This is a genomic window from uncultured Dechloromonas sp., assembly GCF_945957265.1.
Taxonomy (GTDB): Bacteria; Pseudomonadota; Gammaproteobacteria; order Burkholderiales; family Rhodocyclaceae; genus Azonexus.
This window is the reverse complement of the sequence record NZ_CAMFKO010000013.1, coordinates 19,665-37,124: the sequence shown is the minus strand read 5'-3', so window position 1 is coordinate 37,124 and position 17,460 is coordinate 19,665. Positions and strand designations below refer to the sequence as shown.

16 protein-coding genes are annotated in these 17,460 nt (G+C 58.0%); 3 read left to right on the top strand and 13 right to left on the bottom strand.

Annotated elements, in window-relative coordinates; translation table 11 throughout:
* Positions 1–51 precede the first annotated feature (51 nt).
* From Q0P59_RS08855 to Q0P59_RS08845, 3 genes are all read left to right on the top strand, one after another.
* Positions 52–885 (top strand): polysaccharide deacetylase family protein, encoded by an 834-nt coding sequence (locus tag Q0P59_RS08855; RefSeq protein ID WP_295005711.1) that lies wholly within the window; start codon positions 52–54, stop codon positions 883–885.
* 73 nt (positions 886–958) lie between these two features.
* A complete protein-coding gene (locus Q0P59_RS08850; protein ID WP_295005709.1) occupies positions 959–1,918 on the top strand; it encodes a hypothetical protein in 960 nt (319 codons plus the stop codon).
* A complete protein-coding gene (locus tag Q0P59_RS08845; protein WP_295005707.1) occupies positions 1,915–2,631 on the top strand; it encodes a class I SAM-dependent methyltransferase in 717 nt (238 codons plus the stop codon). Before Q0P59_RS08850 ends, Q0P59_RS08845 begins: the two co-directional genes overlap by 4 nt.
* Positions 2,632–2,698: 67 nt before the next feature.
* On the opposite strand, the gene Q0P59_RS08840 is transcribed toward Q0P59_RS08845, so the two are convergent.
* The 13 genes from Q0P59_RS08840 to Q0P59_RS08780 form a co-directional block, all read right to left on the bottom strand.
* Positions 2,699–3,859 (bottom strand): hypothetical protein, encoded by a 1,161-nt coding sequence (locus Q0P59_RS08840; protein ID WP_295005705.1) that lies wholly within the window; start codon positions 3,857–3,859, stop codon positions 2,699–2,701.
* 31 nt (positions 3,860–3,890) lie between these two features.
* Entirely contained in the window at positions 3,891–5,330 is a 1,440-nt protein-coding gene (locus Q0P59_RS08835) for a lipopolysaccharide biosynthesis protein (protein ID WP_295005703.1), read from the bottom strand.
* A gap of 29 nt (positions 5,331–5,359) precedes the next feature.
* On the bottom strand, positions 5,360–6,490 hold the full coding sequence (locus Q0P59_RS08830; protein ID WP_295005701.1) for an acyltransferase: 1,131 nt from the start codon (positions 6,488–6,490) through the stop codon (positions 5,360–5,362).
* 9 nt (positions 6,491–6,499) lie between these two features.
* Positions 6,500–7,693 carry a hypothetical protein gene (locus Q0P59_RS08825; protein ID WP_295005699.1) on the bottom strand — a complete coding sequence of 398 codons (1,194 nt, stop codon included), beginning with the start codon at positions 7,691–7,693 and terminating at the stop codon, positions 6,500–6,502.
* A 14-nt stretch (positions 7,694–7,707) separates the two neighbouring features.
* Positions 7,708–8,838 carry a glycosyltransferase gene (locus Q0P59_RS08820; protein WP_366090503.1) on the bottom strand — a complete coding sequence of 377 codons (1,131 nt, stop codon included), beginning with the start codon at positions 8,836–8,838 and terminating at the stop codon, positions 7,708–7,710.
* A gap of 347 nt (positions 8,839–9,185) precedes the next feature.
* Positions 9,186–10,862 carry an asparagine synthase C-terminal domain-containing protein gene (locus Q0P59_RS08815; RefSeq protein ID WP_295005698.1) on the bottom strand — a complete coding sequence of 559 codons (1,677 nt, stop codon included), beginning with the start codon at positions 10,860–10,862 and terminating at the stop codon, positions 9,186–9,188.
* A gap of 29 nt (positions 10,863–10,891) precedes the next feature.
* On the bottom strand, positions 10,892–13,138 hold the full coding sequence (locus Q0P59_RS08810; RefSeq protein ID WP_295005696.1) for a VanZ family protein: 2,247 nt from the start codon (positions 13,136–13,138) through the stop codon (positions 10,892–10,894).
* 27 nt (positions 13,139–13,165) lie between these two features.
* Positions 13,166–13,435: an acyl carrier protein gene (locus tag Q0P59_RS08805; RefSeq protein WP_295005694.1), complete on the bottom strand. Its 270-nt coding sequence runs from the start codon at positions 13,433–13,435 to the stop codon at positions 13,166–13,168.
* Between the two features lie 12 nt (positions 13,436–13,447).
* The gene (locus Q0P59_RS08800) at positions 13,448–14,296 is read right to left on the bottom strand and encodes a hypothetical protein (protein WP_295005692.1); all 849 of its coding nucleotides are present in this window, start codon (positions 14,294–14,296) and stop codon (positions 13,448–13,450) included.
* A 5-nt stretch (positions 14,297–14,301) separates the two neighbouring features.
* Positions 14,302–15,177 (bottom strand): hydrolase 1, exosortase A system-associated, encoded by an 876-nt coding sequence (locus Q0P59_RS08795; RefSeq protein ID WP_295005690.1) that lies wholly within the window; start codon positions 15,175–15,177, stop codon positions 14,302–14,304.
* Positions 15,174–16,025 carry a hydrolase 2, exosortase A system-associated gene (locus Q0P59_RS08790; RefSeq protein WP_295005688.1) on the bottom strand — a complete coding sequence of 284 codons (852 nt, stop codon included), beginning with the start codon at positions 16,023–16,025 and terminating at the stop codon, positions 15,174–15,176. Before Q0P59_RS08790 ends, Q0P59_RS08795 begins: the two co-directional genes overlap by 4 nt.
* A 21-nt stretch (positions 16,026–16,046) precedes the next feature.
* Positions 16,047–16,337 (bottom strand): acyl carrier protein, encoded by a 291-nt coding sequence (locus tag Q0P59_RS08785; protein WP_295005686.1) that lies wholly within the window; start codon positions 16,335–16,337, stop codon positions 16,047–16,049.
* Entirely contained in the window at positions 16,338–17,456 is a 1,119-nt protein-coding gene (locus tag Q0P59_RS08780; RefSeq protein ID WP_295005684.1) for a 2-oxo acid dehydrogenase subunit E2, read from the bottom strand.
* Positions 17,457–17,460 lie beyond the last annotated feature (4 nt).

Genomic DNA, 17,460 nt, shown 5'->3' with positions numbered 1-17,460 from the left:
CGAGCCGATGAACTGCTCCCGGGCGAGCCCTGTGCGAAACAATTCGACTGGATGGTTTCGTTCATCTCGCGTAACTACAAAGTCATGACTTTCGGTGAGGCCACGTCACGACTCCGATCCGGGACTTTGCCGCCGGCCAGCGCTTGCATCACCTTCGACGACGGTTATCTGGACAACGCGACGGTCGCCTACCCTATCCTGAAAAAATACGGGGCTCCAGCCACCTTCTTCATCGCTACGTCATTTACCGGTGGCGGCCGGATGTGGAATGACAATATCATTGAAACGGTACGCCATATCGGAACAGACACCCTTGATCTTGAACGCTTTGGTCTGGGTACCCATCCGACCGGCACGACCGCCGAACGCAAACAAACGATCCAGAATATCCTGCAATCCCTCAAATATCGCCCGCATGCCGAACGCCAAATCACTGCCGCCGAAATTGCCAGGTCATCCGGTTTGTCTGATCATCCGAACCTCATGATGAGCCGGCAAGATATACGGATGTTGGCCGAGGGCGGCATGGAAATCGGCGCCCACACCCATACCCATCCGATATTGCTCTCGCTCCCCGACGAAGAAGCCGAATACGAAATCGTGCACGGGAAAGCCGAATTGGAAGCACTATTGGACCAGCCGGTGGTTTCCTTTGCCTATCCAAACGGAAATACCCGTACCGACATGCGGCAAGTCCATCTCCGGATGATCGAGAAGGCCGGCTTTCAGGCTGCGGCAACAACCGACTGGGGAGTTGCGACGGCAAATACCGATCCCTACCTGATCCCCCGCTTTACCCCCTGGGATCGCACACCGAACCGCTTTGCCCTGCGCTGCGCACTATCCCTGACCAAACCGCAGGCAGTCCCCGTGCTAGCTCCCTGATCCGATGGAAACAACTAGCCACTTCACTCACCGCGCAATCGCCATCACGGCAGCGCGGGAGTCCGTGGCCACGTTGAACGAGGTCGTCCGGGCCACCGTCATTGCCGCCGGCGCCAACAGCTGCATCGACGTCCTGGTCAATGGCAATCACGCACTGGCAGCCGGCCTTGCCGCCGCACTCGAGAAGAACCCGCCGGAAACAGCATCGGGTATTGCATTGAATGTCTGGTACCTGGCATTCGGCGACAAGGCACAGACCTTGAACGTCATCTTCCATACCCTGAGACGAAACGCCCATTTGTTCTACTTCGTCGACGGGTATGCCCGGCCGAATCATGACGCCCTTGCCTTGCTTGAGCGAGCCTTGACTGATGATTCGGGCGCATTGGCAGCAACTGGTGTTCCCTCGGTAGGCCGCTCGGCCGAACAGCAACATCTGGCCATGCAGACATCCGGCGGACTACATGGCAATCTTTTCGTTCTCGCCGAATCGGCCATGAACCAGATCCGCCGGCGGAAATTTCACTTACCGATGGGGCTCTATCGTGTCGACTCCTTGATCGGCGCGGTCATCAATTTCAATTTCGATCCGGCCAGATACCCGTGGACACCTGCGCGCATCGCAGTCGTGCCGAAAGCCTCCTGGTCATTCACACCCCTGTCGCTCTGGAAATTGAGGGACCTGCAAACCCACCTCAAACGCGTCTGGCGGCAAACCGCCGGCGCCCTGGAAAACATGGCCATCAAGGACCATCTGGTGCGCCAGCGCCGGGTAGCCGAACAACTGCCCGCCACCGCCCCCGAACTGGTCCTCAACTGGTGGCACGGCAGCCATGGGCCATCCCTGCAGCAACAACTGCGCAATCCGGCATGGAATCTGGTCATTCGGAAATTTAAAGAAAGCCGCGACTGGTCGGATGCCGCCAATCCTCCCCTTCGCGTCTATGGCAGCAAGCATGCTGTAATCGCTACACCGGAACATCAGCGTTTTACGGATCATTCACCTACTTCACCGCTGGACACACCGACATGACAGCACTATCTGAAAAGCTGCTTCACCGCCATTACAAGCACGAAGATCATCCCTACCGTGTGTTCGAGGACCGGGTGAACCGGCTGCTGGATGCCAACGGCACCCTGCTAGATGCCGGCTGCGGCCGTACTGCACCTGTCCTGCGCACATATATCGGCCGGGCCAAACGCCTGATCGGCGTCGAACTTGTCGACTTTACCGGTGTGCCGGATAACATCGAAACCTATAACACGGACCTTGCCAATATTCCGATCGAGGACTCGTCTGTTGACCTCATCATGTCCCGTTCAGTCTTCGAGCATCTGCAGGATCCGGCGGCGGTTTACAAGGAGTTCTCGCGCATCCTCAAACCGGGCGGCAAAGTTGTCTTCCTGACCGCGAACATGTGGGATTATGGCACCCAGGTGGCCAAACTCGTCCCCAACCGATTCCACGCCCGCATCGTCAAGAATGTCGAGGGACGGGCCGAAGAGGACACCTTCCCGACGGCCTACAAGACCAATACCTTGGGCGACGTGCAGAACCTGGCTAAATTGTCTGGCCTGAAAATCAACTCGTTCGAATACCTGAATCAATACCCTAACTACCTGATGTTCAACGGTTTCCTGTTTTTCCTCGGCATGTGCTACGAAAGGCTGACCAGCCGATTCGAATTTCTGCGGTTTTTGCGCGGCTGGATCATGGTCACACTGGAAAAACCTTCTGCGACCTAGAAAAGCCGCAGCAGATTCATGACAGCGGTGACGCCTCCCCAGCGTCATCCGCTGCCGGGGGTCGTTCTTACTTGAACGCGCGCTTCCACAGATAGCAGCAACGATCGACAATCCGCCCACGGAGCAATTGAACCCCGGGCATGGGATCGCTCCAGCGCCAATAGGCATCGGCAATCGCCACGCCGGGCGGATTGCGTAAATCGGGCTGCAGTTCCAACGACCAACGGTCGGTCACAGGTTCCCGCCATAGCGTCTGCGCGATCACCACCGGCCCGGACGGCAAAGCGATCCCTGTTTCATGGCAATACGCCGCCAAAGGCAGGTTATGGCCATGGAGGGTGGCCACCTCCTCCTGGAAGTCGGTCCGGCCAACCGTCGGTTCGACCATATAAAACTCGCCGTCCCGCGGGTCACGCTTGAACTCCATGCTTCCCATACCGACGAACCCGACCTGCCGGAAAAAATCAGTGGTCAGCGCGCTGAGCTTTTCCTGATACTCCGGTGCGGCCGTACAACTGGCGGTTCCGCCTATCCTAGGCGGCCACGAGCGGATTTTCCGTCCGACAAATGAGGCAACGGTCGAACCGTCGGCAGCAATGTACTGCAGGCAGAAATAGATATCGGAATCGCTGCCCTCGATCCACTCCTGGACGATCAAGTCGGAAAGCGTGGGGGCGATCTGACGATACAGTTGCCCAGCCTCGTCGGGAGTCTGCACCACGTAAGCCTTCTGGAATTTTGCCCCGTAGCCGTAATCCTTGACAGCCGGCTTGAGCACGCAGGGGTATTTCAGTCCGGCTAGGGCAGACAGGTCGCTTTCCGTTCGCAGATACACCGCCTGCGGAATGGGCGACCGTAGTTCAGCGGCCATCTGTTGAAACCCCTGCTTGTGCATCAAGGCCGTTAAGGTATCGTGTGCCGGCAAGACTATCCGGAAATAAGGAAGCAGCTCATCCCGCCGTTCGGAAACGGTCAATACCGTTTTTTCTTCGGTCAAGTAAAGAACCGGCTTGTCCGACGTGGATTTTCCGATTTCCAGAAGCGACGATACCAGGACCTGGCCGTCGGTACGCTCGATCTTCTGCCGGCTGGCAAAGCGGGAATGCACTGCGGCATCGACATCGCTGTACAGCAAATGCACGGGCACACCAGCCATCGCCAGACTACGGACGATACCCAAAGCGTTGAGTCCGCTGCCAACCACCACCGCCTTCGTTTTATAAGTCATTCGTCGCAATCAAAAAGTTACCGAATCATTCCTATTTTCCGGCCGGGCGAAATAACTGCAGGGCCTCCATGACGCCACCGCGATTGAGCAGCAGCGTTGCCAGCAGGTAGGCTACTGCCCCCGTTGCAATCAGGACGACCAGCACGGCGAGCAAGGGGATATCCAGCCAGGGACGCAAGGCATAGACGCTGCCGTACATCAATGCCGAGGCCAGCACCGGGCGATACAGCGCTCCCAGGATATCGGCCAGGGTCAGGCCGAGATGGGAAGACGCCCGAAATGCGTTGAAGCAGAAGACCAAGGGAAAGACGATTACCCAGGACAGCGCCAAGCCGAGCAATCCGAACTGGCAGCCGACGACAAAGGCCAGGCACATCGAGACGGCCATCGTACAGGTATTCCGGAAGCTGACATTGGCCTGGCCCACGGATTGCAAACCGGCATGGAAGATCGGCCCCAGCACGCGCAAGGGCATGACCAGGCAGAGCAAGGCCAGCGCGGTCGTCGCCGGCACCCAGGTCTCGCCCAGCAAGACGCGGACAAGTTCCGGCGCGACGCAGGACATACCCCACATCACGGGAAAAGACAACAGGCTGACGCCGCGCAGACTCTTCAGGACATAGTGGCTGACCTGGCCGCCCTCGCGCTTGACCTTTGAAAGCGCCGGAAAGGCCACCTGGTCGATGGTCACCGCCAATTTGGACGCCGGCATGGAAGCCAGGCTCATCGACACGGAATACAGGCCGAGATCATGCTTGCCCAGCAACTTGCCGATAATCAGCGAATCCGCCTGCGAGTAAAAGTAATACACCAGTCGGTTGGCCGCGACGTCGCGGCCGAAGCGCACCATGTGGCCAACCCCGGAAAAATTGAATACCGGCCACGCCCGGTAGGGCTTGATCAAGTTCAGCCCGATGACACGCAGGGCTGCAGCGGCGACATTGCCCCAGGCCAGTGCAAAAGCGCCAAAGCCCTGATCTGCCAGAATGAGGGTAATCAACGCCCCGCTCACAGTCGACAGAAAATCGATGAAAGAACGGCCGCGATACTCCATGTCGCGATCCAGCATGGCGGACGGAATCACCGCGAACGCAGCCGGAACGAACTGCAGGGCCACTACCTGGATGACCGGCCCGACCCGCGGCTCATCGAAAAAGGCACTGGCGAACGGCGCAATGCCCAAGGCCAGCAACAGGAAGATGGCCAGGTTGGAGAGCAGCACCACACCATAGACCTGCTGAATCTGGCGCGGAGTCACCTCCTTGGACTGGATGATGCTGGAGCCCATCCCGATTTCGGAAACCACCGAGAACAGGCCGCTGAACAGGGTTGCCATGGCGACCAGGCCGTAGTCTTCGGGAACCAGCAGGCGCATCACGACGATGGTGACAACCCACGACACCGCCTGGGTGGCAACCCGGCCGATGACCGTCCATTTGAGAGCGGAGAGAACCGTGGCTCTCATGTTCATGTTTGGCTTATCCCTGATAAATCGAGCCGTCAGGCTTTTTGCGCAGCGATGCCGCCCAGGATCCGGTATCCCAACTTGCGGAAGACATGCTTACGCTTTTCGGTGATGGCGCCCAGCAACAGACAGATGCCGACGATCACGGCCAGATACAAGACACTCGCCGCCACGTTATGCTCCCGGTTAGGGAAGAAATGCCCGACAAACTGCGTCATGGGGCGATGGTACAAATACAGGCTGAACGTGAATCCGGCCAGATAGACCACAGGACCTTTGAGCCAGGCCATAGCCTTCGTGGCATGCTCGCCCAGCCCCCGGAAGGCTGCGAAATTCAGGGCGACCAGCAGGCCCATGAGGTAATCGGTGACAAAAAACTGCGAAGCCTCGAAACGCCAGTATCCCGGAATGTGGTCATGGAGAAAGGTCTTAATGATTGTGTCCAGGCTACTCAAGTGCAAGCATACAAATGCAATCATTGTCGCCAGCCAGACAGCCAGACTGACAGATCGCGAAGGCACCAGCCGATGTCCGTTCCGTGCCAGCCAAGACCCCAGCAGCCAGAGTGGAAACAACAGCAGGATCGCCGGACCGGCAACGAGACAGGCCAGCAAGATCCACAGCCAGCGATAACGCCCGGTCGCAAACAGCGCCAGACCGAAGATGGCGTAATACCAAACCTCGTAGCACAGCGACCAGAAAGGATTGTTCCATGGCAGGCGGGTATGCATGCCCCAGGACTCATTCAGGAAGAACACTGCCCCCAGGACATTGCCGGTGCGCAGATTGTCCTGGAAAAACTCGTTGGACAGGGCCGGATCGAGCCAGACCGCCAAGCCTTTGACGGCGAAGCTGAGGGCGATGGCCGGTATCACCACGGAATAGATGCGCGCGAAACGCGCCACCGCATAACTGCGCCAGTCGCGTTCCCGGGTAAAGGCCGACTGGCTGATCACCAGGCCGGAAAGCACGAAAAACACCACCACGGCGGCATGCGAGAAGCTGCCTATCATCAGCCACGAGGCATACAGCCCATCCTGATCCATGTGACCGACCAGAACTGCCAGTGCGGCCAGGAAGCGCACCAGGTCGAGATAGACAGACAGACTTTCGGATATGAAGGGCTTATCTGAAGTTGCTGTCACGATGATGTTCTCGTCGGCCAAGCGATGCGCTTACCGGCCCGAACAAGCCAGGTCGAGTTCCATCAACTGCGCGTCGGCACAGAACTTGGCGGCCCAGTTGAGGTATTCGAACCGACCGTAATGACCATTGACCGGGAATGCCCCACGCACGCCGCCCATCACATCGGAATCGCCCTCGAGATGGACGCTGCGGCGGACATAGCGATTGGCCAGGCGGGCAGCATCGACATAGGCCTGTTTGCCGGTGATGGCATGCAACAGGAACCAGCAGGCTGCAATTTGCACGCTGCCGGTCAAACACACCCAATCGACGGCCGGCCGCCACTGATTATCGAGCCGTCCGGCAATCCGGCCATTCTTTTCGATCACGCCCAGCAAGGCATCGGCAGTGCGTTCCGCCGCCTGCAATAGGTCGGCCTCGCCGGAAAGCCGGTAGCCCTCGATGACACCGCGCAGCACGTAGCCGATGGTGTGGGTCAGCGGGCGATCCGGCTCCTCCAGGCAGTTGCTGGCAAACCAGCCGTTTGCCGCCTGCTTGGTCAGCGCCCAGCGTACCTGCTTAAGCCCTGCTTCGCCAAAACCTGCATCCGGATTGACCCGCGCCGCTTCGAAAAGCCCCCAGGCAACGTGCGTTTCATAGGCTTTTTCGCCCGGTGCCGCAAAAGGCGTCGGGTGTTTGCGCCAGCAGCCGTCGGCATCGAGCGAATCGCGCAGCCAGGCCGCTGCCCGGTTCATCGGTTCGAGATAAGCGTCGCCGAAGCGGCGAACGCCAGCCGCCAGACCCATCAGGATCTGGCCGGTGTTGAAGGTGACCGGAACGCGCGGCATGCCATCGATTTTCCCGCCCTGGAAGCCACCTTCCGGAAACTGGATGGAAACCAGCCAGTCCAGCATGGCGCGCGCCTTGTCGAGCAGCACCGGGTCGCTGGTCCGATCGGCGTAGGCGATCAGGGTCGGAACGATATAACCGCTGGTTTCCGGATAGGAGCTGGCCCAACCGTGAACCAGGCTGAAATCGCGAGCCGAGCCGCCATCATGAAACTTCGAGCATTCCTGGGAACGAAGCAGCCACTGGATATTGGCGGCGGCCACGGCTTCCGGCCCGGCGTCAAATTCGGGCAGCCCGGCACGGTCGAGTTCGAGCTGTCGGCGCGCAGCGGCCGGCAACTTCGGCTCATCGATCAGACGCTCCTTGATTTGCGTGGCAATTAGTTTGAATCCCATGATTGGTCGATGCTCTATTTGATGAATTGATCGAGGAGCCTGGCGAGCTCCGCCGTACGTGACTTGCGGGAATTCAGGGCGGCCGCCTCGCGCGCTACCCCGCTACGCGCCTTGCGGCGCATGGCATCCAGCATATTTTCCAGGGTCGTGGCGATGGCCGACTGGTCGGCGATGTCGGCGATATCCCGCACCCCGACATCGCGCAACATCTGCGCGCTGATGCCAGCCGGGTCGGCGAGGGCCAGAATCGGCTTGCCGGCCCGATAGTATTCGTAAATTTTGGCGGGAACCTGGTGATTGCAGACGCTGCCCTGGAACAACAACAAGGCGTCGGCGCGCAGCATTTCCTGCAGCGCTTCGCGATAGGGTACGACCGGTTCGAGATGCACGATGTCGTCGATGCGCAATTCATCGAGCATCGGCTTGTACAGACCATCGCTGCCGGTGGCACGCAGAACGATGCGGAGCGACTTGCCATCGATCTTGCCGGCATTCTTGAGTTGGCTGATCGCCGCGAAGAATGGGCGCGGATCGCGCTCCTTGGGATAGAGCACGCCGCTATGCACCAGCGTCAGTTGTCCGTCCTGACCCAGCGGAGCCTGGGATAGGCCGTTTTCCGCATCGCGGAAGTTTTCCTCGTCGAATCCGTTCTCGATCACGGTCCAACGATCTGCGGCGATTTCCGGATAGCGTTCGGCATACATGTCGCGCGTCGGCACCGTGGTGAATACCGCCTTGGCGCAATGCCTGACTGCCTCTTCCTCGAGGCGGCGATGGACTCGCCAGGTCAGCGGATCGCGCGGATAGCCCTGTTCCGTCATCGAGTCGCGGAAGTCGGCTACCCAGGGCAAGCCGCTGCGCTTCTGCAGGCTCAAACCGATGCGGTGCGCCGTGGCAATGGGAAAGGTCGACATGATGGCTTGCGGCTGGTACTTGCGGATCATCTTCATACCGGTCCACACTGCCGCCGGCCACCAGCTGACCCAGCGATCCGGCTGTGCCATCCAGTGCAGGTATTTGCCGCGGATCGCCAGGTGACGCGAGGTATCAAGCCCGAAAGCCCGCTCCACGACAACGCCCGGCGGAATTTCACCGAGCTGGTCCGGACTGGTTATTTCGTAGGCATGGGGCGAAACGGTCAGCACAAGCGGTTCCCAGCCAAATTCGCGCAGGTAGGCACAAAACTTGAGGGTACGCTGAATACCGCTACTCACCCGAACGGGTGGGAAGTGGTAGGCAATCATCAACAGCCGCTTGTTATTTTCCATAAATTTCTTGTACGCCCAGTGCCATTGTCGGCATCCCCTAGGGACTGATTGTTATTGCTGAGGGCGGCACCGCCCAAAAAAACAACTCGTCATATTACACGAGCAAGTCCCACCCTGCGTCGCCCCCGTGGTATTCCTCCCATCATAAAGAGGAGCCCTAGCCCCCCCTGTGAAATACTACGCACCGGCCAGCCAAATTCCCCGAGCATTCTTTATTTCAGCCGTTACAGCTTGAAATGCGGTGCCTTGGCGCGCAGCCATTGTTCGAGCATCATCGAAATCCAGATCATTTCGCCGTAGTAACCGGGATGCTCTTTCAGCAAGCGCATCAGCAGCGTTTCTGCGAATTCGCCGCGCAGTATTCTGCGTCCAGCCAGGCCGCGAACCGAATCCGCAGCCAATTCGAACAGCGCCGGATTTTTGGTCAACCAGACACCAAACGGCAGTCCGAAACCCTGCTTTTTCTTGACGATGATTTCGTCCGGCAGGAATCCGCGCAGCGCTTCCTTGAAAAACCAGCGCAACTGCATGCCACGCAGCTTGTAATCCGTAGGCAGGCCGATAGAAAAATCGACCAGTTCATCGTCGAGCATCGGAAAACCGACTTTGATCCCGGCCAGCCGGGTAGTCCCGGTGACCTTGGGCAGATCTATTTCGCCCAGTGTGTAACGCCAGTCGAAAGCCAGCTCGCGGTTTGTTTTGGTATTGGCCTTGGCACTTCGCCATACCGCGCGTTGATGTGCCAGGGGCAGGGAAATGTCGACTTGCGCCAGCAAGGCCTCGGTCAGCGCGTTGGACGGTCCCAGACGGGTAATCAGGTTATACATCTGCAGACGATCAGGCATCGGGGCGCTAGCCTGCTCGGTATAGCTCGCCGCCTTACGGATCAGACCAATGCCGCTCTCGCCTCGTCCCCTGAAAACCGGCTCGAGAATGCCGCGCCGGATCACGCCCGGCAAATACTGATAGCGGTCGAAAACCTTCTGGCGGGCATAACGGGAATTTCCCCCGAAAAGCTCGTCGCCGCCATCTCCGGCCAGGACGGTGGTCAGGCCGTCCTCGCGGGCCATCCTGGCGCAGTAATAGGCTGGCAAGGCCGATGAATTTCCGAACGGCTGGTCATAACTGGCAGCTACCGTCGGAATGCTGGCGACCAGGTCGGAAGGCGTCACGTAATATTCGTGGTGCTCGGTCCCGAATTGCTTGGCGGCAATCCGCGCGAATTCCATTTCGTCATAACCTTCGGCCTCGAAACCGATGGAATAGGTGGCGGCAGGCGTGGAATGTGCCAAGCCTATCATCCCGGCCACGGTCGAGCTGTCCGTACCGCCGCTGAGGAAACAGCCTGCCTTGCCGCCGTCAAGCTGGCGCGCTACGGCTGTCTGCAGCAAGCGGCGGAACTCCGTGCGGCGCAGCTCGAACGAGGGAGCCGTGTTTTCCGAAAACTCGGGAATCCAATAGGCCTGGACTTTCGTCTGGCCATTTTCGAACAGCACGCAATGCCCCGGCGGAACCCGGAAAATCCCCTTGTAGATCGTTCGGGGCGAAGGAATGGCATGGAAGTAGAAATAGTCGAAAATGGCCTGTGGATCGACCTCCACACTGGCGTCGGCCAGTTCGTCGGCACGCTCGGCAAACAGCAGGCGATCGCCAACCTGGCGATAGCACAGGCTTCTGATGGCAAATCGATCAACCGCCAGGAAGGTCCGGCCACCGATATCGCTCAATCCAACGGCAAAATCACCGGCGACCGCTGCAGGAGCAAACATGCCTTTGTCCAGGAATGCTTTTTCCCATGCGGCCACATCGCCCTTCTGGCTGGCGATTTCAGCCAGCGAACCATCCTTGAATCGCGGCTTGCCCAAAGACAATGAGGAAATGACGCTTAGTTCACGGTTCATATTGATGTCGATAAGATAATTTACAAAATTCAGGCACTGGGCCGGATGGTGAGCGGCAGGCGTTTTCCGAAATGTACGCCCAGCCCCATCGTCGCTACGATCGTAAGCTGCACGACACACCACCGCCAGAAAAGCACCTCCTGACTCAACAGGTGGCTACGATCGGGTCCCAGCAAAAACTGTACACCGGAAAATATCTGTTCGTACTTTTCAACAGCCTGGTCCAGCCCGTGGTTGAGAAGCCACCAACCCACAGGAACAGTAGCGATGGATGAAATCAGCACAATCAGCATGTGGCGACGCGACTTGCCCGGCAATTCGGCAATGGCAAGCGCGTTCAGGCAAACCAGGAACAACAGGCCATAAAGAAAACCGCCGCCCCCCCAACCCCACTCCCCATCGCGGGCGATCAACTCGTTCAGGTTGTCGGTCGAACTCCAGTCAAAGCCAATTGCCTTGCATAGCCAGAGGATGAGCAGGAGCGCTCCCAGAAGAAGCCAGGGATGAACAGATTTCGCGGATGAGGACTGCCATCGTTCGCGGACGTACACCATCATCCCGAGAAAAAGCAGGACAGGGGAATAAAGAGCCCAATAACGTACGCAGGTCTCGAGGAAGCCAATCAGATCCGGTGTATCGAGAGTCAGGAAGATATCGCGCCAGACCTCTCCCCAGGCATTTTCCCTGGTCACGAACCAGAAGCGATTGGATGCACCGACAATGTCACCAACGCTTTCCGTCGTTGCCGATGACCAGACCAGCGCCAGGCTGATCATGCTGACCACGACAGACAACGGGAAAACCACAAACTCGGGGTGGCGTTCGATGGCAAGTCGTCGCCCAAACCACGCCGAACCCGCACCTATCCACAGTACCGCCATGGCAAATATGGCGAGTACCGCGAAATTTCCGTCGCCGCGGAACAATTCCCGAACGTTGTAGGGAATACCGGGCAAATGGAGCATCAGCTTGAGGCCAATTGCAATCACAAGCACCGTGACCAGCATGGCCAGAGCATCCGAATGAGTCCCCTGCCCCGCCCCCCGCGCCAATGCCGGCGACCGTGATGGCCTCTCAGGTGGTTTTTCTTGAGGTAATTCATTCGGTGCTGAAAAACGCTGCCATGTTGCCTGCATCAATGGCCCCATGAACGCTACCAGCAAAGGTTCGGTCAGCGCCGCAGTACGCGTTGCGACAATGAGCTGGGCAATCTCCATGACCAATACCCAGAATGCCAAACCGATACCGGCCACCGCGCCATTCGAGCCTATCGTCTGCAAGCAAAACAGAATGGCCGCATAGACAAAGAGGTTCTGGGCCAAAGAACGCAAATTGATCAGCATCGACCCCTGCAGCAGTTCTTCGAAAGGTAGCCAGCCAAAAGCGGACGGCTCCATTTTCAAGGAAAAGGGAGCCAGCGCATCGACGGTGTACCCCAAGAGCAGGGCCATGGCGACGCACACCACTCGGCGATCTTCGGCAAGACGACGAATGGACAGCCAAGCAAGCAATCCAGCAGCAAGCCCTAAGGGCATGGCGCCACTTGGCGATGTGTCGACCATCACGAATTTCCCCAACAGACAGCCGCCCATGAGCAGTACCTGCAACATCCATGAGCGTTGCAAGCCGACGACCGCTGCCGAAAGTTCCCCGACCAATAAGCCGAGCGCCATGTAGCGACACCAGGTTCCCGGGGCGGTGCTTCCAAACGACAGGAATTCCCGCGCATGCTGTTTGAACAATTGGAAATCCAGACTGGGAACCAGGGGCAGCCACTCAATCGCCAGCCATATGGCAAGCATGTATATGGCTCGAATCTGTCCGGGACTCAACGCGGCCAGTAGCCGAGGACGGGTGGACAGCATCCTTCCCATGCCTGCTCCTAGCAGGCATCCCACGAGATTCCAGACGACGTCGCCCATGCTGGCACTGCGTGCGGGAATCCACACCTGGATTACCTGGAGGACAAAGGCCAACAGAAAGCCAAGGCTGGTGGTCCACGTCACCGCATGCCAAAAACCGCGCCTTGCGGAATACACCAGAATGCCGAACAGGCCCCACGGAACAAAAAGGCCGATGTTGCCCAGGATATCCCCACGGGAGTTGAACAGTTCGAACTCGAAAAAGAGCTTTGCGAAAGCCCTGTCAGCGGCAGCGGAAAATGAAAACGGATAAAGAGAGCCGTAGGTAATCAGGCAGGCAACGGCAAGGAAATAGGCCGATGAAAGCGAGTCGACGGCAGCCGGCGAACGACGGTGGTCTTTCCTGCGTCGCATGTCAAGCTTCAATCGCCGACAGCCTGCCTATTCGGCACCGCTCAGTTCCCGCACGACATTGACCAAAGAACCGACGCTGTCGAATACGGCTCCGTCGAGTTTTTCCTCTGGGAACTCAAAGGCGAATGCTTCTTCCAGGGAAGCGACCAGCGTAACGATTGCCATGGAATCAAGCTGCGGCAGGGCGCCGCGCAATGGCGTCTCCTCGGTGAAGGCCAGGGCCTTTCCCTGAAGATTCAGGTCGCGATCGATAATGTGAAGCAGCGTGGTCAGCGTGGTCATATTCAGGTGGAACAAGGCTCCAAAAGGTCACAAATCGAGTGCAACGGATTCCGAATACAGATAATCGATATCGGACGCCGACAAGCTGGCACTCAAATACTGCTTTGGATTAAATCCGGTGCGCACCCTTGCTAGCCGCGGCAGGGTTTTCAGCATGCGTTGTTCGACATGCGTGCTCAAAACACCCCTTCGGAAAAAATACCAAGTCAACGCAGAACAATATTGACCGAATATTCCTGAATCGCCTACATAAATGATTCGGGCGCTCGGAAATCCTTTGAAACTGCCCTTTTTATACACAAGATAGCACCACTGGCCGGGCCTGCCGAATACCAAATGCTTCAGCCATGGGAACTGCACATGGTCACGCCAAATGGCAAGCTGGGCCGTATCTAGAAGCTTTTCAATCTGCACGGGGTCGTCAATGACCCGTCCCGAGAATGAAGGCAGTGGCAAGTTGGGAATGACTGCAACCGCTTCCTCCAAGGGGGAAAACTTGAGAAACTGCAATACGCCCGCCACGACTTTGGTCGGAGAAAAATCAGTGAAATGATAGCCCTCCTGCTTCACGACATGCATTGCCAATTGCATGCTGAATTTGCGATGGCTATCCAGTACGCACCAGCTGGTTATGTTGCAGAACTTCTCGACCTTGCCTCGTATGAGACGCTCGGCATAGTAGGCGCCAATTCCGCCGACCACCTTGCCGTCGTCTTTCATCAGAAAACCGTAATTGGGACGACCACCTGCCCAGGCGGTCTTCAAACCTGTTATCCAATCCGATTTGCTGCGTTTGGCAGGCATGTTTTCAGCCAGGAACGCGGCAAACTCAGGCAAGTTATCTTCAAGAACTGGCTCGACAGTCGGTTTTGCCATGGCTCCTAGCTTTCACAAGAGGCGTTTTTTTGAGCCGGTTGCCGCAACGACGCCAACCACTCCACGCCCCAATCCCCAACCTGATCGCGCCACTCGGCGCACGAAAAAGTATGATCCGCCATCGGAAGATCATGGCGCACGACGCTGTGCTTCGCCAGTTCGGCCTGCCAGGCCGGCGAGGAAGCAACCAGATCGTCGAATTCCTTCGGCACGAGGTCACGTCCGCTCATCACCATCATCAGCCCTCCGTCAAACCGCCTCAAGCCGTGCAGCATGCGATCCGGCAGGCTACCCGAGGCCTGGCCAGCCTCATCGGAGACGGCTCGCGCCTTGCGCACCAGTCCCAATGCGGAACGCAGCGACCCCAATACGTCAAACTGGAGGGTCAGCACCTTTCGCCAGAACGACGGCTCCATCAAGCGATTCAAATAATAGTGCTTCACGATCGCACGTGCTTCGCCCGCCTCCGTTCTCACCCAGGGATTGAGCATCGCGACCCCGACAACACGGGTGTCCCGATGTGCGTAGAACAACGATGCCGAGCATGCATTGCACTCGCCCCAAAGAGCCACGCGCTTCAACGACGGAACCTCCCGAAACAGACAGTCAATCGCCGACCGGATATCGCTACCGGTATCTTCGAAACCGGCATAGTCCCCGTAGCTGTCGCCCATGCCCTTGAAGTCGAAGCGAAAAACGGGAATACCCGCAGCGGCGAACTGGCGAGACCACTGGACCAATTGACGATGTCCGCCAATACGGTACTGAGGTCCGCCCGCCACCATGAACAGTATCCCCAACTCCGGGTGACCAGACGCGTCATGCAACATTCCCACCAGGGGAACGCCATCGCTATCAAAAACCAGCGGCGACTCTTTCACTCCGGCCTCCTGAATGAGTCCACTAGGGCTACCGTCTTCGTTAACAAGTCCGGCGCGAGAAAACGGTCGTGCAAGGCCCAGAATGCCGGTCCGTCAAAAACCTGGCCTTCGACCCTGCCGCCAGCCTGTCGCCAGCCCTCGATCAGTGCCGAGCTGTTTTCGGGCAGCGCCAATTCTTCACCGACTGATTTTTCAAGCCAGAAGATATCCATCTTGCGTGCCGGCTTGAAGCCTTTCAGATTGATACCCTCAATCGCGGCAGCAAGTTCGGGATGAATCTCGTAACCGGCAACTTCGACACTCTGTCCACCGGCCAACCGGGTTCGCATACCCCCTGTCGTTTCCTTTGGAATATCCAGCCGATCCATATTCGCGGCCAGGCGAATCCGCAGGAACTGCGTGAAATACATCTTTCCATCCACCACGGGCTGCCAGGCAATGACCGCGGGCACATTCGCGTTGGATGCCGTGGCTTCCAACGCCAGCGGCACACCCAGGCGTATACCGTGCAAAGCCAGACACCCCCCCGGCTTGGCCTGGAGCCAATCGACGGCCTGCCGGATATTGTCCAGCCAGATAGCCCAGCGCGCATCGCCATAGGCCCCGTCGCTTTCGCCCGTTCCGTAAAGATCCAGCACCAGCGTTCCGATGCCGATACGCGAGTACTCCTGCGCAAGCAGCGTGACCATGCTTCGGCAACGGTTCATTTCCTCGTTGAACGGAGGAACGATCAATATGTTGCCACGCAAGCCCAGCCCTTCTTTTGGCGCGTGATAGACAGCAAACAGCCTTCCCGCGGGCGACGCCAAGAAGAACGGCGTCGGCCTGGACGGTATCTTGTCTTGCAAGCCAGTTCCCTCTCTATCCAATCAAGCCGCAGCCTGTTTTTTCCGGAGAACGAACTCAGCCATGCGTGTCAGCGAACCCAGGTTGTCGATGTTGATTTCTTCCTGCGCCAAGGGAATTGCATAATGCTTCTCGTACCAGGCGATCAACTCCAGCAGGCCGGTCGAATCGATCAAACCGGTCGCTGGAATGATCTCGTCCATTTCCAGCGAAGAGGCGTCATCCCCCGTCTGGGCAGCAATTTCGACAATCTTGGCCTTGATCTCGGCGGCGATGGCATCTTTGTCTAGCAACATTCTGATAACTTCCTTCAATTATTGATGTTTGGGCGGGGTCGCGATTTTTTTCAATGCAGATACGACCTGCCCTCCATTCAGGACGCGATGATCGTAACTTGCACCCAATACCGCTTTCCCGGCATGGCCAGCGGCATGCGCCACCATGAAGGATGTATGCGGAGGAAGAATCGGAACGTGCCGCGTGACCTTCCAGCGCTCCATGCTTGAAAAGCCGATCGTCGCACCCGAGGTTTCCGATTCCCGCAAATTGTGACCGGCAGCCCTTCTCAGCACATCACCAAGCCCATTGACGAAAGCCAGTTCATCCAATTGCTGAGACTCGCGGACAACAGCCAGATACAGCGCCTCACCCGCCTGAATCGTAAAACCGAGGTTAACCGGCTGATATTCGTAACGCTTGCCATGCACGAAGGTCGCATTGATCCGCGGCATCTCCTTCACCACCTGAATCAAGCGCCAAGCCATCAAGGGCAGTAGCGGCGGCATCAGCAAGCCCTTTTGCTCCTGGAAGAATTTCGCATATTCCACCCACGGCGCCGTGTCGTATTCAATCTCTATGTAGCCAGGAACGGCAAAGTCCCGATGCCAACTCACGGTGCTCGCCATCCCCTTCTCTTCCCGAGTGAGTTCGACGACACTGCCGGCGACATTGGGGCCGGGATCGAGCGGCTGAACAGCAGCCTCGCCCCCCCTTCTCGGCGCACCGACCTTGCCGCCGCTCTCTGCAAGGTATCGCTCCACCGCTTCGACCGTGACACGTCCGTTGATAGGCGGCACGGCATCTACAGACAAGCCGTGACGAGCCAGCAAAAGTCGCGCTTTAGCCGTCGTTTGCGAAGCCCCTCCCGCCCCGTCATGCCCAGGGTCCGCCTTCATCTCGGGAATTTCTTCTTCGGCTGTCTTTCCAATCCACAACAAGACGCTGCCCACCTTGACGACCTCTTCCGGCTGGCCGACAAATCCGAGCAAGTAACCTGCTTCCGGCGCGGTAACATCCATCACCGCCTTATCGGTCTCGATCTGGCCCAGTATCTGATCGGCCGATACCTTGGCTCCCTTGACAACCTCGAAGCCGAGAATCTTCACCTCGTCGTCGTTGTTGTTGATACGTGGCACGTAAACTGGTGTTGCCATCTTT